This window comes from Synechococcus sp. KORDI-52, from assembly GCF_000737595.1.
Lineage (GTDB): Bacteria > Cyanobacteriota > Cyanobacteriia > PCC-6307 > Cyanobiaceae > Parasynechococcus.
In genome coordinates this window covers 2,085,771-2,107,559 of sequence record NZ_CP006271.1, presented here as the reverse complement: position 1 = coordinate 2,107,559, position 21,789 = coordinate 2,085,771, and the positions used below count along the sequence as shown (strand labels likewise).

General features: G+C 58.2%; 28 protein-coding genes. 6 read left to right on the top strand and 22 right to left on the bottom strand.

Going from position 1 to position 21,789, the window contains the following annotated elements:
* Positions 1-43 precede the first annotated feature (43 nt).
* The 4 genes from thrB to thrS are packed head-to-tail and all read right to left on the bottom strand — an operon-like array spanning position 44 to position 4,303.
* Positions 44-991 (bottom strand): homoserine kinase, encoded by a 948-nt coding sequence (gene thrB, locus KR52_RS10775; protein ID WP_038555711.1) that lies wholly within the window; start codon positions 989-991, stop codon positions 44-46.
* A gap of 14 nt (positions 992-1,005) precedes the next feature.
* Complete coding sequence (locus tag KR52_RS10770) at positions 1,006-2,040, bottom strand: glucokinase (protein ID WP_038555708.1); 1,035 nt, start codon at positions 2,038-2,040, stop codon at positions 1,006-1,008.
* A 35-nt stretch (positions 2,041-2,075) separates the two neighbouring features.
* Positions 2,076-2,471, bottom strand: coding sequence for a DUF1824 family protein (locus KR52_RS10765; RefSeq protein ID WP_038555705.1), 396 nt, complete (start codon positions 2,469-2,471; stop codon positions 2,076-2,078).
* Positions 2,468-4,303, bottom strand: coding sequence for a threonine--tRNA ligase (gene thrS, locus KR52_RS10760; protein WP_038555703.1), 1,836 nt, complete (start codon positions 4,301-4,303; stop codon positions 2,468-2,470). The genes KR52_RS10765 and thrS overlap by 4 nt, the downstream gene beginning before the upstream one ends.
* A 3-nt stretch (positions 4,304-4,306) precedes the next feature.
* On the opposite strand from thrS, the gene KR52_RS10755 reads away from it, so the two are divergent.
* Positions 4,307-4,663 carry a DUF2605 family protein gene (locus KR52_RS10755; RefSeq protein ID WP_051834352.1) on the top strand — a complete coding sequence of 119 codons (357 nt, stop codon included), beginning with the start codon at positions 4,307-4,309 and terminating at the stop codon, positions 4,661-4,663.
* Here the strand turns inward: KR52_RS10755 and KR52_RS10750 are convergent.
* From KR52_RS10750 to KR52_RS10730, 5 genes are all read right to left on the bottom strand, one after another.
* Positions 4,648-5,244, bottom strand: a complete 597-nt coding sequence (locus tag KR52_RS10750) for a glycoside hydrolase family 104 protein (protein WP_156957719.1) — start codon at positions 5,242-5,244, stop codon at positions 4,648-4,650. The genes KR52_RS10755 and KR52_RS10750 overlap by 16 nt on opposite strands.
* A 312-nt stretch (positions 5,245-5,556) precedes the next feature.
* The gene (trpS, locus tag KR52_RS10745; protein WP_038555699.1) at positions 5,557-6,570 is read right to left on the bottom strand and encodes a tryptophan--tRNA ligase; all 1,014 of its coding nucleotides are present in this window, start codon (positions 6,568-6,570) and stop codon (positions 5,557-5,559) included.
* 3 nt (positions 6,571-6,573) lie between these two features.
* Positions 6,574-7,104: a hypothetical protein gene (locus KR52_RS10740; protein WP_038555697.1), complete on the bottom strand. Its 531-nt coding sequence runs from the start codon at positions 7,102-7,104 to the stop codon at positions 6,574-6,576.
* 16 nt (positions 7,105-7,120) lie between these two features.
* Positions 7,121-7,648, bottom strand: a complete 528-nt coding sequence (locus KR52_RS10735; RefSeq protein ID WP_038555696.1) for a hypothetical protein — start codon at positions 7,646-7,648, stop codon at positions 7,121-7,123.
* A complete protein-coding gene (locus tag KR52_RS10730; RefSeq protein WP_084221996.1) occupies positions 7,641-8,567 on the bottom strand; it encodes a cation diffusion facilitator family transporter in 927 nt (308 codons plus the stop codon). The genes KR52_RS10735 and KR52_RS10730 overlap by 8 nt, the downstream gene beginning before the upstream one ends.
* Positions 8,568-8,679: 112 nt before the next feature.
* On the opposite strand from KR52_RS10730, the gene KR52_RS10725 reads away from it, so the two are divergent.
* The 4 genes from KR52_RS10725 (at position 8,680) to KR52_RS10710 (ending at position 12,712) form a co-directional block, all read left to right on the top strand.
* Positions 8,680-10,002, top strand: coding sequence for a YcjF family protein (locus tag KR52_RS10725; protein WP_038555694.1), 1,323 nt, complete (start codon positions 8,680-8,682; stop codon positions 10,000-10,002).
* Positions 10,003-10,142: 140 nt separating this feature from the next.
* The gene (gene psbA, locus KR52_RS10720; RefSeq protein WP_038555691.1) at positions 10,143-11,219 is read left to right on the top strand and encodes a photosystem II q(b) protein; all 1,077 of its coding nucleotides are present in this window, start codon (positions 10,143-10,145) and stop codon (positions 11,217-11,219) included.
* A 214-nt stretch (positions 11,220-11,433) separates the two neighbouring features.
* Positions 11,434-12,294 (top strand): bile acid:sodium symporter family protein, encoded by an 861-nt coding sequence (locus KR52_RS10715; RefSeq protein WP_038555688.1) that lies wholly within the window; start codon positions 11,434-11,436, stop codon positions 12,292-12,294.
* A 220-nt stretch (positions 12,295-12,514) separates the two neighbouring features.
* Positions 12,515-12,712 carry a hypothetical protein gene (locus KR52_RS10710; RefSeq protein ID WP_038555685.1) on the top strand — a complete coding sequence of 66 codons (198 nt, stop codon included), beginning with the start codon at positions 12,515-12,517 and terminating at the stop codon, positions 12,710-12,712.
* Positions 12,713-13,232: 520 nt separating this feature from the next.
* Here KR52_RS10710 and KR52_RS10705 read toward each other — a convergent pair.
* From KR52_RS10705 to KR52_RS10680, 7 genes are all read right to left on the bottom strand, one after another.
* Positions 13,233-13,634, bottom strand: a complete 402-nt coding sequence (locus KR52_RS10705) for an OsmC family protein (RefSeq protein WP_038555682.1) — start codon at positions 13,632-13,634, stop codon at positions 13,233-13,235.
* Positions 13,635-13,651: 17 nt separating this feature from the next.
* Positions 13,652-13,834, bottom strand: a complete 183-nt coding sequence (locus KR52_RS10700) for a hypothetical protein (RefSeq protein ID WP_038557258.1) — start codon at positions 13,832-13,834, stop codon at positions 13,652-13,654.
* Between the two features lie 57 nt (positions 13,835-13,891).
* On the bottom strand, positions 13,892-14,407 hold the full coding sequence (locus tag KR52_RS10695; protein WP_253912391.1) for an ATP-binding protein: 516 nt from the start codon (positions 14,405-14,407) through the stop codon (positions 13,892-13,894).
* Positions 14,408-14,426: 19 nt separating this feature from the next.
* Positions 14,427-14,861 carry a nuclear transport factor 2 family protein gene (locus KR52_RS10690; protein ID WP_038557255.1) on the bottom strand — a complete coding sequence of 145 codons (435 nt, stop codon included), beginning with the start codon at positions 14,859-14,861 and terminating at the stop codon, positions 14,427-14,429.
* Positions 14,862-14,875: 14 nt separating this feature from the next.
* Positions 14,876-15,775, bottom strand: coding sequence for a DUF481 domain-containing protein (locus KR52_RS10685; protein ID WP_084221995.1), 900 nt, complete (start codon positions 15,773-15,775; stop codon positions 14,876-14,878).
* A 4-nt stretch (positions 15,776-15,779) separates the two neighbouring features.
* Entirely contained in the window at positions 15,780-15,905 is a 126-nt protein-coding gene (locus KR52_RS15295; RefSeq protein WP_256382169.1) for a hypothetical protein, read from the bottom strand.
* Between the two features lie 80 nt (positions 15,906-15,985).
* Positions 15,986-16,255 (bottom strand): hypothetical protein, encoded by a 270-nt coding sequence (locus tag KR52_RS10680; RefSeq protein ID WP_038557252.1) that lies wholly within the window; start codon positions 16,253-16,255, stop codon positions 15,986-15,988.
* A gap of 96 nt (positions 16,256-16,351) precedes the next feature.
* On the opposite strand from KR52_RS10680, the gene KR52_RS10675 reads away from it, so the two are divergent.
* Entirely contained in the window at positions 16,352-16,582 is a 231-nt protein-coding gene (locus KR52_RS10675) for a hypothetical protein (RefSeq protein ID WP_038555676.1), read from the top strand.
* Here the strand turns inward: KR52_RS10675 and KR52_RS10670 are convergent.
* The 6 genes from KR52_RS10670 to KR52_RS10650 all read right to left on the bottom strand — a co-directional run bounded on the left by KR52_RS10670 (position 16,559) and on the right by KR52_RS10650 (position 21,674).
* Positions 16,559-17,329 carry a sulfite exporter TauE/SafE family protein gene (locus tag KR52_RS10670; protein ID WP_038555673.1) on the bottom strand — a complete coding sequence of 257 codons (771 nt, stop codon included), beginning with the start codon at positions 17,327-17,329 and terminating at the stop codon, positions 16,559-16,561. The genes KR52_RS10675 and KR52_RS10670 overlap by 24 nt on opposite strands.
* A 744-nt stretch (positions 17,330-18,073) precedes the next feature.
* Positions 18,074-18,340: a hypothetical protein gene (locus KR52_RS10665; protein ID WP_253912390.1), complete on the bottom strand. Its 267-nt coding sequence runs from the start codon at positions 18,338-18,340 to the stop codon at positions 18,074-18,076.
* A 31-nt stretch (positions 18,341-18,371) separates the two neighbouring features.
* Complete coding sequence (locus KR52_RS13820; protein ID WP_071840245.1) at positions 18,372-18,602, bottom strand: hypothetical protein; 231 nt, start codon at positions 18,600-18,602, stop codon at positions 18,372-18,374.
* Between the two features lie 1,382 nt (positions 18,603-19,984).
* On the bottom strand, positions 19,985-20,221 hold the full coding sequence (locus tag KR52_RS10655) for a hypothetical protein (RefSeq protein ID WP_038555665.1): 237 nt from the start codon (positions 20,219-20,221) through the stop codon (positions 19,985-19,987).
* Between the two features lie 289 nt (positions 20,222-20,510).
* Positions 20,511-20,663: a hypothetical protein gene (locus KR52_RS13815; protein WP_253912389.1), complete on the bottom strand. Its 153-nt coding sequence runs from the start codon at positions 20,661-20,663 to the stop codon at positions 20,511-20,513.
* A gap of 765 nt (positions 20,664-21,428) precedes the next feature.
* Positions 21,429-21,674, bottom strand: a complete 246-nt coding sequence (locus KR52_RS10650; RefSeq protein ID WP_038557251.1) for a hypothetical protein — start codon at positions 21,672-21,674, stop codon at positions 21,429-21,431.
* Between the last annotated feature and the right edge of the window lie 115 nt (positions 21,675-21,789).

Below are 21,789 nucleotides of genomic sequence, written 5' to 3'. Positions count from 1 at the left end.
CTTTAACAAAGCTAACAGGGCTGATCCCTGTATTTAGGTGGATCTACTCATCTTCGGCTGGTTGCCAGTGGCTGCCTGAGGTCTGCAGATTCAGCACGGGTGCGCGACTGGCGACCCCTGCGGCTTCCCAGGCTTTCACCATCGCTCGGCTGACCGCTGGGCCTTTGTCTTCGCAGCAGAGTGCAAGCACGCTCGGCCCTGCGCCACTGATGGCGCAGCCCCAAGCACCTGCCTCCATGGCGGCCTGTTTCACCTGGTCACCTCCTTTGATCAGTCGCCAGCGATACGGCTCGTGAAGTCGATCGTGCATGCCATCGGAGATCAGGTCACCGTTGCCGGTGCGCAATCCCTGCAGCAAGAGCGTCAGGGCACCCAAGTTGACCACAGCATCGCCGACGGGGATGGCTTTGGGCATGGCCCGGCGGGCCTCGCTTGTGCTCAGGCGAATCGATGGAATCGCAACAACGGCTTTCACGCCCTGCATCCATTCGCAGCGCACAACCCGCCAGCGCTGGGACGCGGCCTTGGCCGTCATGCAGAGGCCTCCCAGAAGAGAGGGCACCACGTTGTCGGGGTGTCCTTCGATGTCAATGGCCAGTTCCAGCAGCTTCTCTTTGGAGAGGGGCTCACCAACGAGGGCATTGGCTCCCATCAATCCCGCCACGATGGCCGTTGCACTGCTGCCCAACCCCCGAGCTGGCGGCACAGCAAGTCGCACACGGGCCTCCAGGGCGACGGGTTCCAGCCCAGCCGCTTTCCACACCCGCTGGGCCGCGCGGTACACGAGATTTTCCGGTCCCCCGCGGAGATGGCTGCCCTCCGTTCCCTCAATGATCAGCTCAAAACGCTCGCCGCCCCCTTCGATCCGCCGCATCGCGAATCGGTTGTTCAGGTCGAGAGCTGCACCGAGGCAGTCAAAACCAGGTCCGAGATTGGCCGTGGTTGCCGGGACGTCCACGACGACTTTCTGACCGATGCGCGGCAGCGCCATCGCTGATCCTCTGCTCAGGCCAGTGTCCCACCTGACTCCGCCAGCATCCGTGCACGGCAGGCGGCACTGAACAGTCCGGCCTCGGGATCGATCACCGCCGTGACCTGCAACCCCTCGATCAGCTCGCGGAACCGTCCTTTGTCGCGCATCGCGTTGAGAAAGCTGGCGGATTGAAGTCCTTTCAGTTGTTTGGAGGCGGTGCCGCCACCGACCCAGAGGCCTCCTGTGCACAGTTCTTGAAGGGCAAGATCGCCTGCCGCTGAGCCATAGGCCTCCAGCCAGAGCTGTAAGGCGCGCTGCATCAAGGGATCCCCCCCTTCAGCGGCGACGGTTACCTGAGCGGGAAGATCGTTGGAACTGTTGCGTCGCCAGGCCTCCGCCACGCTGCGCAGGGGGTGCATGGCGGCATCCGGTTTCTGCAGCAGCCAGTGGGCCACGTGCCCCAGTCCGGTGCCACTCACGATGCGTTCAATCGACAATCTGCTGATCCCCAGATCCTGTTTGAGCCAGGAGGCCAGCTCCCATTCCTCTTCATTGCGCGGAGCAAATTCGCGGTGACCTCCTTCGCTCGCCAGGGCTACAAGTCCCTGTTCGCTCTGCAGCCCCCTTGCCATGCCCAAGCCGGTGCCGGCACCAAGAATGGCCAGGGGACCCTTGTCTTGGCGGCCCTTCTGAAGGATCACCTGTTGATGGCCGTCGAAATGGGGCAGCCCGTAAATCAGTACACCGAAATCGTTCACCAGCTCGAGCTGTTCCGTGCCTGCAGCCCGCGCCAGATCGGCCTCCTGCAACCGCCAGGGCAGGTTGGTGATCCTGGCCTCCCTGTGTCGCACCGGACCAGCAACGGCGATGCAGGCATGCGCTGGAGCCGGGAGATCAGCGGGGCGGTTGTTGAGGAAGGTCTCGAGCATCGGCTCAAGGGATGACCATTCTCCGGAGCGGAAGCGTTCCTGATGCAGCAGGCGCAGCTGGCCTTTCTCATTCCCGTAGAGAGCAAGCAGAGTCTTGGTGCCTCCCATGTCCCCCGCCAGGAGTGTGGTGGTGGCCATCCAGGGCTGCGACAACTCCTAACAGCGTGGTTTGCTCACGAGAAGAAGTCCAGTGGAAGTGGTCCCCAGGTGGTGCTTGGCGTGGTGTCGTCGTCACCGTGGCCACTGATCAGAATTCCTTCGCCAAGGCCGTGCTCGATCCGAATGCGGATCGTGCCCCCCTTCTGGTTGGCTTTCAGGAAAACAGGGCCCTGCTCCTCGGGGCTGTCGACGAGCTCAAGCGGCTCCCACTGTTGGCTTTGCTCGAGGCTGCGCAGCGCCGTGAGGGCCTGCTCTCTGGACGGGGCCATGATGCCGATGGTGAACCAGCTGGCCTTGGCCATCGCCTGATCGAGTTCTCCTCGCAGCTTGTTTCTGATCTGGGGAAGCAACTCCGGCGCTCCCCGCAAGCGGGCGAGATCGGCCAGGTGCTGCACAGGGGAATCCGTCATTGGTTCAGCTCCAGGCCTGCGGCGCGCTGGCTGTTCGCGCTCTTGGCTGCATTGAGCAGTTCAGCCACCGCTGTGACCCCAATGTCACCGTCCCGTCGGCTGCGAAGGCTCACGGCGTTCTGCTCGGCTTCCTTGGCACCGATGACCGCCAGCACAGGGATTTTCATCTGTTCGCCGGTACGGATCAACTTGCCGAGCCGGTCACCGCTGCGGTCGATCGTGGCGCGAACGCCAGCTTTGGTGAGTTGGTCCAACACGTGTTCGGCGTAGGGCTGCACCTCGTCGGTGACCGGAAGCAGACGCACCTGCTCGGGGGCCAGCCAGAAGGGGTAATCGCCGGCGTAGTTCTCGGTCATGATCCCGAAGAACCGCTCCAGCGAACCGAAGATGGCGCGGTGAATCATGATCGGCCGCTGCTTGCTGCCGTCGGCGGCGATGTAGTCGAGCTCGAAGCGTTCCGGCAGGTTGAAATCCAACTGGATGGTGGAGCACTGCCACATCCGGCCGATGGCGTCTTCGATCTTGAGGTCGATTTTCGGGCCGTAGAAGGCACCGCCGCCCTCATCGATTTTGTAGGCCCAACCCTTGCGCTCCAGGGCTTCAATCAGTCCCTTGGTGGCCAGGTCCCACACAGCGTCATCGCCGATGGACTTTTCGGGGCGGGTGGAGAGGTTGATCTCGTAGCTGCTGAAATCGAAGGCGGAGAGGATCCGTTCGGTGAGATCGAGGATCTTCAGGATCTCGTCGCTGATCTGTTCGGGCAGGCAGAACACATGGGCATCGTCCTGGGTGAAGCCCCGCACCCGCATCAGACCGTGCATCACTCCGGGGCGCTCGTAGCGATACACCGTTCCAAGCTCCGCCCAGCGGATCGGCAGTTCCCGGTAGCTGCGCAGTTTGCTGGCGTAGGTGAGCACGTGGAACGGGCAGTTCATCGGCTTGAGCTGGTACTCCCGCTCGTCCACCTCCATCGGGCCGAACATGCTCTCGGCGTAGAAGTCGAGGTGGCCTGAGGTCTTCCAGAGGCTGATGTCCGCCACGTGGGGGGTGTATAGGAGCTCGTATCCGCCCTCGAAGTGGGCCTGGCGCCAGAACTCCTCGATCAACAGGCGCATGCGGGCACCGCGGGGGTGCCAGAACACCAGGCCGGCCCCAGCCTCATCCTCGATGGAGAAGAGGTCAAGGTCCTTGCCGATGCGGCGATGGTCGCGGCGAAGGGCCTCTTCCTTACGTCGCTTGTGCTCCGCCAGCTGTTCCGGGGTTTCCCAGGCCGTGCCGTAGATGCGTTGCAGTTGCGCCTTGGTTTCATCGCCGCGCCAGTAGGCTCCCGCGACGCTCTCCAGCTCAAAGGCCTTGGCGTTGAGCTGACCCGTGTGCTCCACGTGCGGGCCAGCACAGAGATCCCACCACTGTTCACCGAGGGTGTAGAGGGTGATCGGCTCCTGCAGTCCTTCAAGAATTTCGAGCTTGTAGGGCTCGTTCTGGGCCTTGATCTTGCTTTCTGCTTCGGCGCGCGTCACTTCGACACGCTCGAGCGGAAGCTTCTTGTTGATGATCTTGATCATCCCTTTCTTGATCGCCTTCATGTCGGCCTCGGTGAAGGGATCGGGATTGTCGAAGTCGTAATAAAAACCTGTTTCGGTCCAGGGGCCGATGGTGACGCGTGCCTTGGGAAACAACTGCTGCACTGCCATGGCCATCACATGGCTCATGGAGTGTCGAATCTTCAGCAGTTGATCGCTTTCGCTGGTCTTGGGCAGAACCACCGGTGCTGAAGGGGCTGGGGTGGTTGCTGCAGCGCTGCTCACCGGTTCAGGTTCAGGGCCCGCCATCCTATGGGCGAGACCCGAGGGCACCAGGTGGGTGAGTCAACCAATCAGGAAGCTGGCGCACTTTTGGATGAGTTGCTGACATCCCTGCTGGATGACTTCGAGCATTGGTTTCAGCGCGGCGAGGAGCTGTTGCAGGCCTGTCCGGAGGAGGTGATGCCGTTGCAGGAGCGCCGACGCATGGAGGAGCGGCTGCAGGACGGCAAGAAGGCCATTGCTGCAACACGTTCGCTTGTGGCTGCATCAACGCAGCCCATGGCCGTCTCCATGGAGGTGATGAATCCCTGGCATGGTTTGGTCACGGAGGTGTGGGCCCTGGCTGCGAGGTTGGGGGAGTTCCGCTCTCCTCAGGCTCCCAGCTGATTGCGAAGCTGGCGCAGGTTGCTGCTGTAGAAGCTCGCCAACTCCTGATGACTCTTGACGGGTTGGCCGTAGGCAGAGCGGCCGGCTTTGGTCGGGAAGGATGCCCATTCGGGTGCCAGTTTTGCCATGGCGTCTTTGGTCAGCCCTTGCCGGTCAATGTCCTCAAGTGCGCCCCGTCGCTCGGCAAGGTGCAGGGCGGCCTGATCCTGGTGCTTGGGTTCGAAGCTGGCCAACTTGAGTTCCCGCGCCACTCCTTTCCAGGTCTTGGGGAGGAACTGATATGCACCCGCTGCGGCGCTGGAGTAGCGCTTGACGACCACCTGCTCGGGATGGCGGGTCAGATCCTGGAACTGCCCGCCGCCATACATGATCTGATAGCCCTTGTCTTCGCCATCTTTCCAGGTGCCTTCGGCGTAGCGGATGGTGTTGAGCAGTGCTCGACGCTCTGGGGTCAGCTCATAGCGCCCTCCTTCGTTGCCGGACGCGAGGTGGGCACGGCTGCTGGGGGCGTCTTCTTCAACGGATGCGGCGACTGGCTGAACGCTCTGGCGGGGCTGAGAGGCTCCAGCGCACAGAATCATTCCCGCGCTCAGAGCTGCACCGATAAGAGGTCGGTTCCAACGCGTGGCTGGGCTGGACGCAGACAGAAGACGATGCACGCACAACAATCGGGTGGACGGTCACAGTGCTGGCCCACAAGGTCTGGATGCGAGGCCGGCGCTTGTGGGGTTGACGTGTCTGCCGTGTTGTGTCTAGGCAGCTGAGAGAATGGTGAGAGTCTTGCGAGACTCTCCGCTGTCACTGGGGTTGTCTCCGTCTAATTACTTAGGTCGCTGCGCGAGATCCTGCCCGGCGCATTGATAAGAGCAGCTGATGGTTTTCTTCAAGGGCAATCAGGCTCGCCGGGCAAAGCCCAGGGCCTCGCGAACACGTTCCAGCGTGGCGTTGGCCACGGTTTCGGCCTTCTCGCGTCCCTCGCTCAGCACCTGGTCGAGTTCAGCGGGGTCGCGCATCAGTTCTCCGTAGCGCGCCTGGATGGGCTCGAGGGCGTTCACGGTGGCATCGGCCAGCAGCGGCTTGAACTGCCCCCATCCCATTTCGGCGCATTCGCAGGCGGCCTGCTCCCTGCCCTTGCCGCTGAGGATCGCGTAGAGCCCCAGCAGGTTGTCGGTTTCCGGCCGCTCCGGGTTTCCGAATTCCAAGCCACGCTCGGGATCGGTTTTGGCACGTTTGATCTTTTTGGTGATCAGTTCAGGAGGGTCCAGGAGCGTGATGCGACTTCCCTCGTTCGGATCACTTTTGCTCATCTTGCTGCGACCATCGGTCAGGCTCATGACCCGAGCTCCTTCCTTGAGGATCAACGGTTTCGGAACCTTGAGCACCGGGGTGTCCTTGTCGCCGAAGCGGGCATTGATGCGCTGCTGGGCGATATCACGCGCCAGTTCGAGATGCTGCTTCTGATCTTCACCGACGGGCACCAGGTCCGCGTCATAGAGAAGGATGTCGGCAGCCATCAGAACTGGATAATCCAGCAGGCCAACGGATACGTTGTCCCCCTGCTTCACCGCTTTTTCCTTGAACTGGATCATCCGCTCCAGCCAGTTGAGTGGTGTGACGCAATTCAGCAGCCAGCAGAGTTCACTGTGGGCTGCCACCTGGCTCTGCACAAACACCGAGCAGCGCCTGGGATCCATCCCACAGGCCAGGTAGAGCGCAGCCGTGGAGCGGGTGTTTTCAGCAAGATGGCTGGGCTCATGGGGAACGGTGATGGCGTGGAGATCCACGACACAGACGAAGGTGTCGTGGGTGTCCTGTAGGTCAACCCAGTTGCGAATGGCACCCAGCCAATTGCCGAGATGCAGTGCTCCGGTCGGTTGCACCCCGGAAAGAACCCTTGGCCGGTTCATCGATCAGCCCTCGGTTGCTTCAGTTTTGATGTCGTCCGTGGACACGTCCGCAACAGGGGCTGTACTGGCGTCGTCGCTTGGGGACGCTTCGGGTTCGGACCCCGGCTCTGTCAGCGGTTCTGCCTGAGCTTCAGGCTGGGGTTTAGCCGGCCGAGCGAAGGGGTTCGGACGGGAGCCACGGTTTCCGCGCTCGTCATCAAACCGACGTCCGCGACCGCCGCCATCACGACCGCCGCCATCACGCCGGCCACCCCGGGCCGGTTGATTGCGTTGCTGCTCGATCAGGGCGTCAAGTTGGCCGTCTTCCAGCATCTGGCCAAGGCTGCGGACGGCGAAACCCAGGACGGCAACGGTGGATCGAAGATTGAAGGCCTCCTGAAGTGCCCTTGCCGAGCGCATTTCGTTGTCACTCAGACGGATGCGAAAACCTCCGCCTTCGCGGCCACCGCCACGGTTGCTGCGAAGGCGTTGACCGTCGCGGCCGCCGTCTCCCTGTCCCCCCTGGTGTTGGGGATCGCTGTAGGAATCACTCATGGCCCATGGCCTGGAATCAGGCGCAAGTGTGACGCATCACCGGAGTGTTTTCAGTGATCCAGAGCAACCGGTGGTTTTCAAGGCTGTTTTTCCGTGCGAGCACCAGCATCGGCACAGTCGTGATCTTCCGTTCAATCCGTTCGCGGTAGCTGCTCACCAGCTGTCTGTACCGCTGGGCCGTCCATCCGTGGATCGCAGTGTCGCGGCTGCGCCAGTACGCCTGCAGCGCCCTCTGGCAGTCCTCCATGCCGAAGTCCTGCCAGCAGCTCTGCTGGGCCAGGAGTGGATCTACTCCCTGGTGCAGCAACCGCCGGTACTGCATCAGTTCCGGCGCTTCATCGCGCCCATCCGGGGGGAACAGGTGATGCAGTTCGTTGAGAGGTATGCGTGACAGCCGCAGCCAGCAGCGATTCCGCAGCAAGACCGGTAGTTGCCAAGACCAGCCATCGGCATGGCGGATTTCATCGAGCACGTCAATCAGACCCCTCTGCTGACGCTCGGTCAGTCCGGCGAGCTCCATCGTGAGGGCATCAGCTTCAGCCATGGGCACCGCAGTAGGTGATCCCGTCCTCCACGTAGTCCTTGGGTTCCAGGTGGATGGTGCACCGCACGGGGCCGAAGGCTGTCTCCAAGCGCTCTTCCACCCTTTCGGTGATCTGGTGCGCCGTCGTGAGGTCGTCGGCATCAACAACCATGTGCATTTCAATGAACACCTGCTGCCCCAGAACCCCTCGGCTGGCGATGTCGTGGCAGTTCATCACGCCGCCGGTTGCCATCGCTTCGGCATAGATGGCCTCTGGTGCCACTGCCATGTGGTCCACAAGCCAGGGCAAGGTCCCCCGGAGCACTTCCGCGCAGGCACGGATCAGCAGCAGGGCCATGGGGATTGCCAGTGCGACGTCGAGCCAGTTCACCTGCAACCAAACCGCCCCAGCCATGCCCACCAGCACCACCACGGTGGTCCACACATCACTGGCTGCATGCCGAGCATCAGCCTTGAGCAGGTTGCTCTTCAGTCGTCGACCTTCCCGCAGTTCATAGCCGGCGAGCAGGAGATTGAATCCCAGCACCAGCGTGAGCAGCACCAGCTCCTGCCCGGTGACACGGATGGGTGGAAGCCCCTCCAGAAGCCGTTCCCCAGAACGCAACAGAATCTCGATGGCTGTGAACAGGATGAAACCGGCAATGCCGAGGGCGCCTACCGCCTCATATTTGCGATGGCCGTAGGGGTGATCGCGATCGGGTTGTGGATCGGAGAGCTTGTTGGTGACCAGACCCGTCAGGCTGGAGAGAGCATCGGTGGCGCTGTGCATGCCATCCGCGATCACCGCCAGGGATCCACTCATGGCCCCCACCAGCAGTTTCAGAAGCGACATGGCGATGTTCAAGCCAAGGGCCACCAAAAGAACCCGGCGCACCCCCTGGCGGTTGTCGACGATCGCGATGGGATGACTCTGTGTCACGGCTGTCCGTGGCCTGTTCCCAACTTATGGAGAAGTCGTTCCTCTGACCTGAAAATCTGGTGCCATGGGGTGGGTTGAGCTAAGAAGGGCAACTGCTCGAGCAGGGTCTCTCTTGAAATTCCCGGCTTCCTTGCCAGACCTGGTGATGCCACAGGCGTCGCTCCTGCGGCCTTTGGCGCTGACAGGAGTTGGGCTGATTGCAGGCCAGTGGCTGATCAGTGATGTGATGCATCTCCCCGGTGGGGGGATGGGGCTTCTGGCTGCCGGTGGCGTGGTGATCTGGCTCGGCCGCAAACCAAGCCAGCCGCGATTCGCAGCACCGGTGTCGCTGGAGGGATGGATGGCTCGATGTCAGGAGGTGCTGGATCAGTTCGCGCGCTTTGAGCATCAGCCAGCTGCGGATCAGGCCCGTCGCGCTGATCTGAAGTCAGTGGTGGAACGCGCAGAAACTCCTGTGCGCGTTGCCATGGTGGCCCTGGGTGTCTCTCTGGCAACGAACGAAGCCGACTTCAGCCGTTCCCTGGCGGGCTCTGTGCCGCTGACGCTGTCGCTGTGCCACCCCTTGACCACCGACGACGGCAGCCGCTGCTGGCCCAGCGGGCTGGTGGATCAGGATCTGATCCTGTTCAGCCTGAAAGCGCCCTTGCTGGCCTCCGATCTGCTTTGGCTTCAGCAGGTGCCGGCCGACCAACCTGCTTGGCTGCTTCTGGCTACCGAAGGGCAGGAAGCGCCTACGGCTGATGCCATTGCCGCTGTTCGCGATGATCTTCCCGCGCGTTGGCGTGACCGGATTCTTGTTGAGGCTCCATCGCTCTCGCTGCGGTCTGCTCTTGCGCCTCTGCGTCGTTCGCTGAAACAGGCTGCGGCCGAGACACGGCCCCGGCTTCTGGCGGAACTGCACCGGCGCTGGCAGCGCGAACTGGAATCGCTCCGGCGAGATCGGTTTCTTCAGCTCCAGCAGCGCACCCAGTGGCTGGTGGCCGGTTCTGTGATGGCCTCCCCCATTGCCAGCCTTGATCTCCTCGCCGTCGCCGTCGCGAACGGTTTGATGATCAAGGAGATGGGAGAGATCTGGTGCACGTCGCTGCAGCCGGATGTGCTCCGGGAAGCGGCGGCGCAGCTGGCGCGGGTCGCCCTCGCCCAGGGCGTGGTGGAGTGGACTGGCCAGACCTTGCTCGGTCTGGCCAAGCTCGATGGGGGAAGTTGGCTGATTGCTGGTGCGATGCAGGCCCTCAGTGCGGCCTATCTCACCCGCGTGGTGGGCCGTTCCATGGCGGATTGGCTGGCGATCAACGCCGGTGTGGACGAGCTTGATCTAGTGGCGTTTAAACAGCAGGCCCCGTTGCTGGTCGCCCGGGCTGCAGAAGAGGAACGAATGAACTGGAACGGCTTCGTTCAGCAATCCAGAAATTGGCTGCTTCATGGAACTTCATGAAGGCTTCATGAAGTTCTTAATGAAGTTTTTTTGAGAGCTGATTCTGATTGTTGAGTTCTCATGTAACGGAAGGTTCCCTCCATAAGCTTGATGCACCTGTCCCTTCTTTGGGGAGAGGTCCATACGTCTTCTTTTCTTCTATGTCCACCGCAATTCGCAGCGGACGTCAGAGCAACTGGGAAGCCTTTTGTCAGTGGGTGACCGACACCAACAACCGCATTTATGTGGGTTGGTTCGGCGTTCTGATGATTCCCTGCCTCCTGGCGGCCACGATCTGCTTCATCATTGCCTTCATCGCCGCTCCCCCGGTTGATATCGACGGCATCCGTGAACCTGTTGCTGGTTCCTTCATCTACGGCAACAACATCATCTCCGGTGCTGTTGTTCCTTCCTCCAACGCCATCGGCCTGCACTTCTATCCCATCTGGGAAGCTGCTTCTCTCGATGAGTGGCTGTACAACGGCGGTCCTTACCAGCTGGTGGTCTTCCACTTCCTGATCGGCATCTCCGCCTACATGGGTCGCCAGTGGGAGCTCTCCTACCGCCTTGGCATGCGTCCCTGGATCTGCGTTGCTTACAGCGCTCCGCTGTCTGCCGCCTTCGCTGTTTTCCTGGTTTACCCCTTCGGTCAGGGTTCCTTCTCTGACGGCATGCCCCTGGGCATCTCTGGCACCTTCAACTTCATGTTGGTGTTCCAGGCTGAGCACAACATCCTGATGCACCCCTTCCACATGCTGGGTGTCGCAGGTGTGTTCGGTGGATCTCTGTTCTCCGCCATGCACGGCTCCCTGGTGACCTCCTCCCTGGTGCGTGAAACCACCGAGAGCGAGTCCCAGAACTACGGCTACAAGTTCGGCCAAGAGGAAGAGACCTACAACATCGTGGCTGCCCACGGTTACTTCGGTCGCTTGATCTTCCAATACGCCTCCTTCAACAACAGCCGCAGCCTTCACTTCTTCCTGGCTGCCTGGCCTGTCGTTGGCATCTGGTTCACGTCCATGGGCATCAGCACCATGGCCTTCAACCTGAACGGTTTCAACTTCAACCAGTCCATCCTTGATGGTCAGGGCCGTGTCCTGAACACCTGGGCTGATGTGCTGAACCGCGCCAACCTCGGCATGGAAGTGATGCACGAGCGCAACGCTCACAACTTCCCCCTCGACCTGGCTGCTGTGGAGTCCACTCCTGTGGCTCTGCAGGCTCCCGCCATCGGTTGATCTGGAATCAACCTGTTCACATCTGAACAGCACAAACGATTCAGATCAACTGAATCGGAAAGCCCCCTCCTCGGAGGGGGCTTTTTTATGAGCTAAGAATTAGAGCCATAACATTTCGGTTTTGATGCGTTGCTGGGCAGCTGTTTCGGCTTTGGGACTGATTTCGTCTGTTTGTTCGATAAAGTCTCCAGCCTTGTAATCGCAGCGCTGCTCAATGATTGAGCTCGCTCTTGGACTCAGTCTTGCCTTCATCATGTTCTCCCTTGGGCTCAGTTTGGAGCTCAAGGATTTTGTTGTTGCCTTTCGTCAACCGAGAGCCTTGCTGGCGGGCTTGCTCTGTCAGGTCATTCTTTTGCCATTGATGGCCTATGTGCTGATTGGATTGTTTCGATTGCAGGGGGACTTGGCATTCGGCGTGATGATCCTGAGTTGCTGTCCTGGAGGGATCACATCCAATGTGATGTCCCGTTGGGCTCGGGGCGATGTGGCCCTCTCCATCTCTTACACAGCCATCGTCAGTCTGCTGACGGCATTCACACTCCCACTCATTCTTGGATCAGCCGCAGGCCGGTTTCTTGCGACCTCGGATCTTGAATTTGCTGTTGTTCCACTCAGTTTCAAGGTGTTTGCGCTTGCCACCTTGCCTGTGCTGATCGGCGTGATGCTCAGAAAGCTGCATGCTTCAGCCACCATCCAGTGGGAACGGCGTTGTTCCCGTTTGGCGAACCTGCTGTTCGCGCTGATCCTTCTTGCCACATTGATCAGCCAATGGGACGTGTTCACGGCCCATCTGGAGGTGCTTGGTCCGATCCTGATCAGCCTCAATGTGCTGATGCTCTTGCTGGGTTGCACGCTGGGTCCGTTACTGGCTTTGCCCAGGCCTCAAGTGACGACATTGGCCATTGAGAGTGGCTTTCAGAACGGGACTGTTGGCATTGTTGTGGGGGCCATGCTCAGTCAGCCCGGTTTCAATGCGGTGTTGACGGAAATGAGTCTCCCTTCAGCGGTCTATGGCGTGCTGATGTTGATCACCGTGGCTCCGTTTGTTGTCTGGCGTCGTTCTCTCGGGAGATGAGGTGGCGGCTCGCCGCTTCCAAGGGCCTGAGATCAAGCTGTGCTGCCTAGGCCACCAGCAGTTGACGCTTTGTGGAGGCTCGCATGGTCGACATGCCGTGCGCCCCGTTGGTTGGCAGGGAAACCTTGACGATCTCCATGAACAAGCAGAACCCCCCAAGACTGCTCTTCTGCCGTTAAGGCGGTGGCGCTGCCGTGGGCGTATTGGGGAGAATGTGGCCATGAGTGAATCTCGTGCCAGCCTCCAGTTCGATCTGGATCTCGAAGCCGTTCGCCTGCTCCACCGCTCGGTGAGCTTTCACCTTGAGAAATGGCCTGGGGGGCCGGATCCGCGGGAGCAGGAGGCACTGCAGGCCATGAAGACCCTGCTCACGGCAGCCTTGCTCGAGTTCAGTCTCGATCAGGACGCTCAGCGGTGAAACCCGCTTCCTTCACGCGTCTTCATGGAAGGAGCGACAGGGATCAATCGCCGACCTACAACTCTTCTAGTCGGTTGGGAACGCCATGGAGCAACAACAGGCTGGATCCTGGGATTCGGTTGAAGCATGCCTGGAGTGCATCACCACGTGTTCGATCGATGATGGTGAATGCGTCACCTCCTGCGTTCGGACGCATCTTGGTGATGATGAAGAGCTGTGGACCAGCAGTCTTTGTCTCTGAGTGGCTCCAGTGGGTTGGTTGATTGCCCTTGCCATCGTTCTGTTGTTGTCCTTGTTGGGATGGCGTTGGAACCAGTTCGAGTGTGTTGAAAATCGCTCTGTCAGCGACCGCCTGGTGAAGCGCATGCGTCGTCATTCACGGCGACGCAAGCACCATCACTGAGCCTCGTGATCGCTGCAGATGCACGTCAAGCCTTACAAACATCATTTCTGCTCTGTCTTCAACTAATGCTGGTGCACCCCGTACGCTCTGAAGCTGGTGTGGCCGAACAGAGCATGATCAGCACCAGATCAAATCGATCGACATGGATGGTTCTAAATTGCGTTTCACAGGACAGTCGTAGGCAACACGCTTGAACAACTGAACTTGATCCTCCGATAACCCTTGAGGGAGAGTGATCAACACCCGAAGGGTGTCAATTCTTCTCGCCCCTGTTTGACTCATCACCTTCTCAACAGATGCTGTTGCGTCAGTGACCGACCAATTCCGGCGTTTGGCCGTGATTCCCATCACGGTCAAAATGCAAGTGCCCAGAGCGGTGGCCAACAAATCTGTTGGTGAAAAGCTTTCCCCCCGGCCGTCGTGATCTGGCGGTGCATCGGTATGCACCGCCACGCCCGAGGGCCCATGTTCGGCTGAACAGTGCAGATCTCCCTCGTAGCGGCAGGAAATGCGCGTCATCAGAGCCGTGCCTTCAATCAGGCCATGGGCATGCGGCAGCCCAGTTGAATCGTGCCCTCATCGATCAACCGCCCCAGCCTCTGGGCAACGGCTTCCTCGGTGCGTGTGAATTGATCTTGCCGGGCGGTCACCCACGCCATCTCGCCATTCGTGATCACGCCGGTGGACATGGCTTCGAGAAACAGTTCTCCGACCGTCATGGCACTGATGCAGTTGAAATCACGTTGATGGGACTCCAAGGGGGATGCACGACCTGCTCACCTTTCTTCATGGCTATGGATGATCTGAAGTGCCCGGTTGACCTGCTTGTTTAGACAAGCGCCGCAAGGATTGAGCCGGATCAAGCTTGTGAATCCCTCCGATGGATCTGGTTGGTCAGGTGGGGTGGTCAGCCGTTTGTGCATCGCACGAATGATGGGTTCTGGAACGTGTCGATGACGGGAGCGATTCCAGGCCAGGCACTGGTGCAACGGTGTCTGCAGCCACCAGCCGATCCATTGCACACGCCTCGCTTCCTGATGTCTTTGCATCAACCGTTGGCGCCAGCTGAGTTGCGCATGGGTCGCATCCATAATCACGGTCCCGGCTGCGGCAAGGGCGTTGTCGATCGCCCCATGCAGTCGAGGTTCCAACTCAGACCAGGGGCCCTGAATACCAGCATCCCCCCAGAGCTCCTGCCTCAAGTTGTCGCTGGAGACCACCGGGGCACGGAGCGATTCAGCGAGAGTGGCAGCCAGTGTGGACTTTCCACTGCCCGGTGGGCCGATCAGCACGTGCCCATGCCTTGACGCTTCAAGCAACGAACCGTTTGTACAGCCACCGCACCAGCCCGCCAATCACAGGAACAGGAGCGAAGGTGGGGCCGACGAAATCGAAGTAATCGCGGTGATCCCCAATCTTTCCGTCTGCATTGAAGCTGAGACGGGTTGTGCCGGGATAGATGAACTCAATTCCCTTGATTTTGAGGCCCATGCGCCATTCAACAAAGGCCGTCTGGCCGTTGACCGCCACCGCTTCAGCTTCCAGCACAACGTCATCGCAGCGTTGCATCAGGCCCTCTTGGGCAAGGATGTAAGCATCAATGCCCTGCCTTTCCTGGGTTGGATCGGTGAAGTGAACGTCCTCGGCGTAGACAGCCTTCCATTGTTCAGCCGTGGGTCCCGGTGATCCGTAGGGCTTGGTGAACAAGGCACGGATCTGTTCGGCGTCAAGCGGGGGATGAATCATCGGGGGTGTTGTCATCAGAAGTCAGCGCCCACCTGAGCTGTGATGGTGTTGTTGATCTGCGGCGTGCTCATGCTTTGGTAAATCGATTGGACCCGCAAGGTTGTGAACAACTTGCTGTTCACTGAGGGGTAATAACGGATCTCAGCAGTCAGGGTGTTGGCGGGTTGAACGTCGCTTGCCCACACTGTTGTGAACTGGTTTTGCAGTCCGAAACGCAGCGTTGGCAAGGGTTTCCAGCCGAGGTCAGCGGTCAGTGTTGCGCCGCCGTATGTGTTGTCGCAAAAAGCGTCGCTGTCACAGTTTCGTCCGCCTCCACTCCACTGCAGCGAAGGTCCGATCGAGACCGTGAGTTCAGTGTTGTCTGACTTGATCACGGGAACTGCCACACCCATGTTGCCCAACACGGTGTTCACACCCGAATCGTTGGTGCCGTTGTACTGATAGCTGCTCAGAGCAAACAAATTGAGGTTGGATCCGATGGGTTTGTCGTACCGGAGTTCAGCGGAGCCCTTCTCCGTATCGATGGAAATTGGTTTCCCTGCATCCTTCGATTGGCTTGCGTTGAAACTGCCGCGTAACGACAGCGTCTGCTGCTCGTCTTTGTAACGGGTGTTGCCGGAGAAGCTGATCGAAAGAGAGCTGTCACCATCCTTCTCGTTCCCGATCAGACCGGCGGAGACAGAGCTTGTCCAAAGGGGCTTGGTCTCGACAGGCTTGAGTTGCTCCGCGGTGAGTGTCAACCGCCCAAGCTGGGGATGCTCCAGCACGGTGGTTCCATCCTTTGGATTCCGTTCAACCAGTTCGCCCTGAAGGCTGTCGCCGTTGCGAAGGGTCAATGTGACGGTCTCGGCCCAGCTCATTCCAGGGATCATTCCGAGGGTCAGCAGCCCTGCGGTGGTGATGAGACGGTGCATGGAGTCAGTTGAAAAAACCTTTGGACTGAAGCCAGAGGCCGATGGCGACCAGTGGCCCGAAGCCGGCGATCAGGAGTGTGATCTTCAGGCGCAGTGGTGACACCTGCTGTTGGTTCTGGCGAAGAGCCATGGCATGCCACAAAGGCTGTCGAACCTAATGGGTGGGCTTCGCCCGTGTCTGCTTCGACGACAACCGATGCTGTCGCGTCTTCAGAGTTCGTACTCCTCTTCGAACTGCTGGATCAGCCCGTTGTAAAGGGCGAGGAGGCCCTCGGTTTCTTCGCAGAATCCATCGGTGGTGTACTTCGCGATCAGATTCACGACGGCGCTGCGGATCTGCGTGAAGGCACCGAGGTACTCAGCCTGGATGTCCTCATCCCGGATGTCGTTGATCAGCGCACCGACCAGCTCGATCTTTCGCTTGGCAGCGGCCATCTCCGCTTCCATGTCCTTGTTGAGCTTGCGGCGTTTCTTCGGCATCACCTCAACCGGATCAATGAGCGACATTACGGGAGCCACTGGCCCTCACCCTTCGATGGGCTTCCCTTAGCGTTGGGACAACCGACCCATGGGCGAGTGAATCGGATTGTTCGCGGTGTTGCCTACGTGTCCGTCTGGGTGGTGATCTGGGGAACGGTTTCGTCCTTGATGGACTGGATGTTGCTGACGGGCGAGGTTTACGAAACAGCCAGTGCAGGTCAAGCGGTGACGTTCATCGCCTACGGGGCTGCAACGGTTGTGTTGGCGACGCGATTTTCCGGGCGTTTTCTCTCTGAATCCGATTCAGAAGCTGCGGACCAGGAGTGATCCACCCATCAGCAGTGCCAAGATCTCGAAGGACCGTTTCACCACGCGACTTCCTTTCACCAGGGAATAGTGGGCGCCGAGGAAGCCTCCGATCAGTGATCCGAGAACCAGTGCCGGAAGCCAGTCCCAGCGGATCTCGCCGTTCAACCCCAGAACCAGTGCTCCGGTGCCATTCCAGGCCAAACCCACCAGCACCAGCGTGTGGGCAACAGCTCTTGGGTAACTGAGTCCGAACCAGCGCACCAGCCACAGGGTGACAAACAAACCGGTGCCTGAAGTGAGAGAACCGTTGAGGATGCCAACGATGAACAGTCCGCAGGCTCCGACTCCGATGGTCCGGGCTGTCAGCGGACGGGGGTTGTCCGTTGTGCCCAGATCGTCCTTCCGAGCGGAATAAATGCCGAGTCCCAGTGTCAGCAGGCCGAGGCTCCTGGTAGCGGCTTGATCCGGGAGCACAAGAACAAGACTGGCCCCCAAGCAGACCCCCGGTAGCCCGGCAGCCAGTACAAGTGCAGAGCGTTTGAGGTCAAGACTGCTGGCACGCCAATGGCGCCCGGTCGCTCCCAGCCCCAGGGCAACACTCGCCACCTTGTGGGTGGCCAGCGCCATGGCGAATGGCAGGCCAAGAAGGATGAGTGCCGGCAGTTGAACCAGGCCAGCTCCACCCCCTGCCAGAGCGGAAAGGGCATTGGCACCTATGGCGATGCCAAGGAGGCTGATCTGGGCAAGCAGTTCGGAAGCACTCATGGCTGAATGGTGTGATCCAAACCTCAAAACCCCTGCAAAACCTAGCCTTCACAGCCATTCCTGACACCTGCGTGGTGCAGACAGCCTCAACGTCGCGTTCAGACGACATTTGAGTGTCAATGGCAATCTGTGGAGCCTGGCCCCTTGCCTGCATCATCACCATCAACACGCATGTTTGCCGTTGATCAAGCCGATTCAACAGATAAGGCTCCCTCAGGTCCTTCTTCATGGCGGACGCATCTGACAAAAAAGCCTGGCGTGGTCAAGCTGAAAAGAGTTTGTTTTCGTCTCATGCTTCAACGATTGCCGGTGTTCTGCGCTGTTTGGGCAGCCGCTTCAGCGGTCTGCATGGGTGCGGTGCCTGCGCAAGCGGCTCAAAATTGCGGACAAGGTGCCCATTGGGTTCAGACGGGGCCAGCTCTTGGTGCTGGCTATTGCACGGCAAATCACCACCACCACAAAAAACACCACCACCACAATCACGATCACTACGTTTGTGCACTCGGCTATCACTACGCAGGTCATGGGCGCTGCGTGAGGAATGGAGAGTGGTGGACGGGGGGAAGGCCCGTTGAATGGGGCCCTTACTACGAACCTCGAAACAAATCAGGGAGTGTTTCTTTCCAGGGACCGAACGGAGGTGAGGTCAAGGTCAGGTGGTGAGGCCACTGCAAAGAAGATGCGTGTTGCAAGGACCCGCATCTTCTTAGTGCCGTGATGGTTGAGGCGCAGCGTGAAAGCTCTTCAACTCCGACCAACGCTCTTGGCAAGAGCTTGATCCATGCGGATATACAACGGAAGCAGTTTTGAGGGCACTTGCTTGAGGAATTGCCTTTCTGCTTTGACCGTCGCCAACGCGTGGACCACTTGGCCTTTTTGGTCTGTGTAGGTGAAGACCTCTAGCCCGTCAGGGCAAACTGCTGCACCAACCTTGTTGCCGTCTCTGAGTAAAAAACGCGCCACTTTCATTTGAAGCTGCTGTTGATTTTCAGCTGGTTTCTGTCTGGACAAGCCACTGTCTGGATACCAAGACCTGAGCTGTTCAACTTGATTCGGGTGCCCAGCCCACTTGCGTCTGCCAGGTGGAGGCCCAGAGCTTGCAGCGCTTTTTCAGGTGTTCACCCTGTTGAAGTTGTCTCTTTCTGAGGCTGCAGCCCACAAGCGTGTGGCAGTGCTGGTCAACGCCATAGGTGAAGTGCTGACAGGTCATGCAGACCACACCCCCTTTCCAGCCCTGCAGTTCACGCTCTTCAAAGAAGTCCCACTCCTCCATGACCTCTGGATGTAATACACCAGTACTAGCTAGAGCGTATCGGTTTTGGCAAGCGAGGTCAGGCTGTCTTCGCCATCGTGCTGGTGGTAGCGGCATGGAGGGGCTCAGAAGCGTTATCGCATCGCGAGTTCAGTGGGGGGGGGCAGAAGGTCTTAATATTGAGCAACAATCGATTGACAAGCACTTTTGTCCAAGAAATATCTGTTTTGCGCTATCGCAATCGTCAGTGCCGCGGGTCTCTCGTTGGCTAATTTTTTGATCCATCAAATTGCGATCAGTCGTTTTCAATCTTCTCTGGTTATTTCTCCTACCGAGAATCTTTCGCAACGCATGGCTGCCCATCTCGCCCATTAGTGCTGCAGCATTCGTGCGCCTTGTATTGAGCTCCCTTGTATCATTTCTACTTCATGGGTTGCTGAATGTTGCGAATGCCATGCTTCTAAAGTGCTGTTGATAAGCCCCATGTGCTTTGTGTTCATCTTGATTTTTAATCAGTTCATCGTGAATCAAAAAGCTTAGATTTTTTTAGGATCATCATTTATGCTTTCAATATCTAATTTGAAAATTGATTGTCGATGAGTCCTATTTAATGTTGTTTGAATTTTCTGGTCGATTTTGGTTTTTGGGCTTTGGCTTGGGATTCATAGCCACTGCTGCTCTGTTCGGCACACGTTATCGAGAGCGATTGGTGACCCGCAATGGATTCGTTGGACTTGGCTGCGAGTTTGCCATTGTGATGAATGGCTAACGAATTGGGTGGCTGCCAATGTGTTGTTGCTTGCCTGCAATGTCCGCTGATTTGTTTTAGTCTGAATTGTATTTCGGTTGTTGTTGAGGTTTTCGCGGTCGTGTAATGTTCGCGAGCTCGCTTGGGAGAAGGAAGGTGCGACCTCTTTTGCTACGAGGCCATTGCCGTACTCTTCATCGCTGGTCTTGTTGTTATTGAGGGCTTGAGGGTTGGGATCCTTGTGAGGTTAATGAGAATCCCATTAAAATTCCTATGATTCTTATTAGAATGTTTTGAGTTTTTTCTGTGGGGAGCTATTTAAGTCATATTCCGTTGATTGGTGCTCTAGAGATGGATTATGGGCTTTCAAGAGGCCATTGGTTCATTGGCTGCTTGATGGTTGTTTTGGGGTCAGCCGTTTTTTGGTCATTTGAATTTGGTTTAACGACCTCTCCAGCCGGTGAGTTCTCAGTGTCCCGTCGGCAATCGCCTGATTCATTATCATCAACGAATTGTATCTTGAGCAGTGGTTCTGTTGACCGCAGGTCGTACCTCCATCATCTCTGCTCTCATCGTTAGTCTTTGAACGACGCCCATGTGTCTGTTCATGTTGAAGTTGGTAGTGTGTTGATTAGAGTTCGATTTTGGCTTTGGATTAAGTGATTTGAATGGGTGTGGATGTTGAATGCAGTGAAAAGTAATCGCGTCTGTCGTCGCTTAGCCTGTTTTGCTTCTTGTGCAGTATCTGTATTGCTTTTTCTTGAATATCATGAATCATGGCCTTGATGTTCCATGGTGTAAGAAAGTCTATAGTAATAGCAAAAAAGCCTGAAATGGGCAGCTGAAATATATTTTTAGCCGTGTTATCAGCTGCCTCCAGCTGAGGTTGCATGGTTGGAATGCTTTCTCAGGCGAATGTGGATATTGCCTGTTTTCGTGCTGCTACATCAGCTTGTTTAAGTGCTGATCTTCAGGACCGTTTTCAGTTATATGTCGAGTGAAATTGAAGTGTGCACAGTGCGCCTTCGACATAGGGAACGGTTCTGATTGGCATCTGCTCGAGAAGGTTTGCTCTTGAAATCTCTTTCGACAGCATGGACATGAATCTGGTGAACAGAGTTGCATCGTTGCTAGAGATCGACCGCGAGGACCGCGACCTGTTCACGCTCGATCACTGCAGGTCAAGACTGCAGACTTCCGCAGCCATCGTCGGTGGGCTGGTCACGAAGCGTTCGAAGCTGTTCCAACAGCGAGGGATCACCAACACTGCCACGGCATCCGTCCTCGCCCATGTAGGTCCAGCGCCCCTTGGCATCGATCACATGGGCATTCATGGGGGTGATTGGAACAGAGGCGTCGATGGCTGAGCTCTGCTCGATCAGAGCAGATGGCTCGGGTCCGGCAAGTTAGCCGTCAACGGCTGAGCTGTCCCAAGGCTCATCGTGCTGTCCACAGGGGAGGCCTGCTTCTCGGTCGGGCTCCGTTGAGCCGATGCTGACTGACCAGAAAGAGCAGAGTGGAGAACTGGGCGGTGCTGGCGCCCGCCCTTTTCAGGGATATCTCTGCATTCGCGAGGTTCTGGAACCGATCGAGACCTGCACCCGACGATCCGTTCGATGTTGGTCATTGAGGGCAAATCACGCCACAACGAAACCATCAGGGCTTTTGTCAGGGCCTTGATTCTTGCCTGCTGAAACGGTTGGTGCTGCAGTGCAGACGCAGTCTCGATGCCGGGCTGCACATCCTTGGACTGTCCTGATCACAGAAAGACCCCCGGAGCATTCCAAATCCAGGGGTCTGCTTTTCACTCACAGCACAACCATGCTCTGTTTGTAGAGCAATAAAATGAGTGAAAGCTGAGAGTTTCGTGGGTTTGTCAGGAGACGGCCTGCCTGACGGTGGCGACCCTCTCAAACCAGCGCATCTCTTAGACGTTGATGCCTCTGCGCAAACGGTTCAGTTGTGAATCCCGGCACCAATCCATTTCCGATAGCCATGGTGATCGACTCCTAAGTTTGACCTGTGATCTGAGGAACCGAGATCGAGACAAGCAGTGGTGCTGATCGTCACGGGATGGGCTGCGGTGCAGGCTGTTCTGGCTAGAAAATCCCGAGTGTTTTCTTTTTGCAGTAGCCGGCCCCGATGTTCATCCAGCCCGACATGCAGGCTTTGCCGTTTGTGGGTGCCACTTCGTAATAAATCGGCGAAACACAGGTGGTCCCAAGCGTGTTGACGTAACCAAGCGGACACTGGTCATGGCCAGGAGCCTTGGGAATTTCCTTTTGGGCCATTGCTGCAGGTGCTGATGAGGCAAGAACAAACAGGGCTAAGAGGACCTTTTTCATGCTCAGTGGATCAGACAACCACTGTTTAGCCAGTTCATCGCCGATGAGCATCGGTTGCTCCGAGATGGTGCTGAGGCCTTTGGCTGCATCGGTCATTAGAGAGTCCGCTGGTTGA

What these genes read in the sequence shown, in the direction of transcription:
- thrB (WP_038555711.1), bottom strand. Translation starts at nt 991, where the DNA reads ATGGCGCTGCCGCGCATCGGTCAGAAAGTCGTCGTGGACGTCCCGGCA.
- KR52_RS10770 (WP_038555708.1), bottom strand. Translation starts at nt 2,040, where the DNA reads ATGGCCACCACCACACTCCTGGCGGGGGACATGGGAGGCACCAAGACT.
- KR52_RS10765 (WP_038555705.1), bottom strand. Translation starts at nt 2,471, where the DNA reads ATGACGGATTCCCCTGTGCAGCACCTGGCCGATCTCGCCCGCTTGCGG.
- thrS (WP_038555703.1), bottom strand. Translation starts at nt 4,303, where the DNA reads ATGGCGGGCCCTGAACCTGAACCGGTGAGCAGCGCTGCAGCAACCACC.
- KR52_RS10755 (WP_051834352.1), top strand. Translation starts at nt 4,307, where the DNA reads ATGGGCGAGACCCGAGGGCACCAGGTGGGTGAGTCAACCAATCAGGAA.
- KR52_RS10750 (WP_156957719.1), bottom strand. Translation starts at nt 5,244, where the DNA reads ATGATTCTGTGCGCTGGAGCCTCTCAGCCCCGCCAGAGCGTTCAGCCA.
- trpS (WP_038555699.1), bottom strand. Translation starts at nt 6,570, where the DNA reads ATGAACCGGCCAAGGGTTCTTTCCGGGGTGCAACCGACCGGAGCACTG.
- KR52_RS10740 (WP_038555697.1), bottom strand. Translation starts at nt 7,104, where the DNA reads ATGAGTGATTCCTACAGCGATCCCCAACACCAGGGGGGACAGGGAGAC.
- KR52_RS10735 (WP_038555696.1), bottom strand. Translation starts at nt 7,648, where the DNA reads ATGGCTGAAGCTGATGCCCTCACGATGGAGCTCGCCGGACTGACCGAG.
- psbA (WP_038555691.1), top strand. Translation starts at nt 10,143, where the DNA reads ATGTCCACCGCAATTCGCAGCGGACGTCAGAGCAACTGGGAAGCCTTT.
- KR52_RS10715 (WP_038555688.1), top strand. Translation starts at nt 11,434, where the DNA reads ATGATTGAGCTCGCTCTTGGACTCAGTCTTGCCTTCATCATGTTCTCC.
- KR52_RS10710 (WP_038555685.1), top strand. Translation starts at nt 12,515, where the DNA reads ATGAGTGAATCTCGTGCCAGCCTCCAGTTCGATCTGGATCTCGAAGCC.
- KR52_RS10705 (WP_038555682.1), bottom strand. Translation starts at nt 13,634, where the DNA reads ATGACGCGCATTTCCTGCCGCTACGAGGGAGATCTGCACTGTTCAGCC.
- KR52_RS10700 (WP_038557258.1), bottom strand. Translation starts at nt 13,834, where the DNA reads ATGACGGTCGGAGAACTGTTTCTCGAAGCCATGTCCACCGGCGTGATC.
- KR52_RS10690 (WP_038557255.1), bottom strand. Translation starts at nt 14,861, where the DNA reads ATGATTCATCCCCCGCTTGACGCCGAACAGATCCGTGCCTTGTTCACC.
- KR52_RS10685 (WP_084221995.1), bottom strand. Translation starts at nt 15,775, where the DNA reads ATGCACCGTCTCATCACCACCGCAGGGCTGCTGACCCTCGGAATGATC.
- KR52_RS15295 (WP_256382169.1), bottom strand. Translation starts at nt 15,905, where the DNA reads ATGGCTCTTCGCCAGAACCAACAGCAGGTGTCACCACTGCGCCTGAAG.
- KR52_RS10680 (WP_038557252.1), bottom strand. Translation starts at nt 16,255, where the DNA reads ATGCCGAAGAAACGCCGCAAGCTCAACAAGGACATGGAAGCGGAGATG.
- KR52_RS10670 (WP_038555673.1), bottom strand. Translation starts at nt 17,329, where the DNA reads ATGAGTGCTTCCGAACTGCTTGCCCAGATCAGCCTCCTTGGCATCGCC.
- KR52_RS13820 (WP_071840245.1), bottom strand. Translation starts at nt 18,602, where the DNA reads ATGGAGGAGTGGGACTTCTTTGAAGAGCGTGAACTGCAGGGCTGGAAA.
- KR52_RS10655 (WP_038555665.1), bottom strand. Translation starts at nt 20,221, where the DNA reads ATGCAACCTCAGCTGGAGGCAGCTGATAACACGGCTAAAAATATATTT.
- KR52_RS13815 (WP_253912389.1), bottom strand. Translation starts at nt 20,663, where the DNA reads ATGAATGCCCATGTGATCGATGCCAAGGGGCGCTGGACCTACATGGGC.
- KR52_RS10650 (WP_038557251.1), bottom strand. Translation starts at nt 21,674, where the DNA reads ATGAAAAAGGTCCTCTTAGCCCTGTTTGTTCTTGCCTCATCAGCACCT.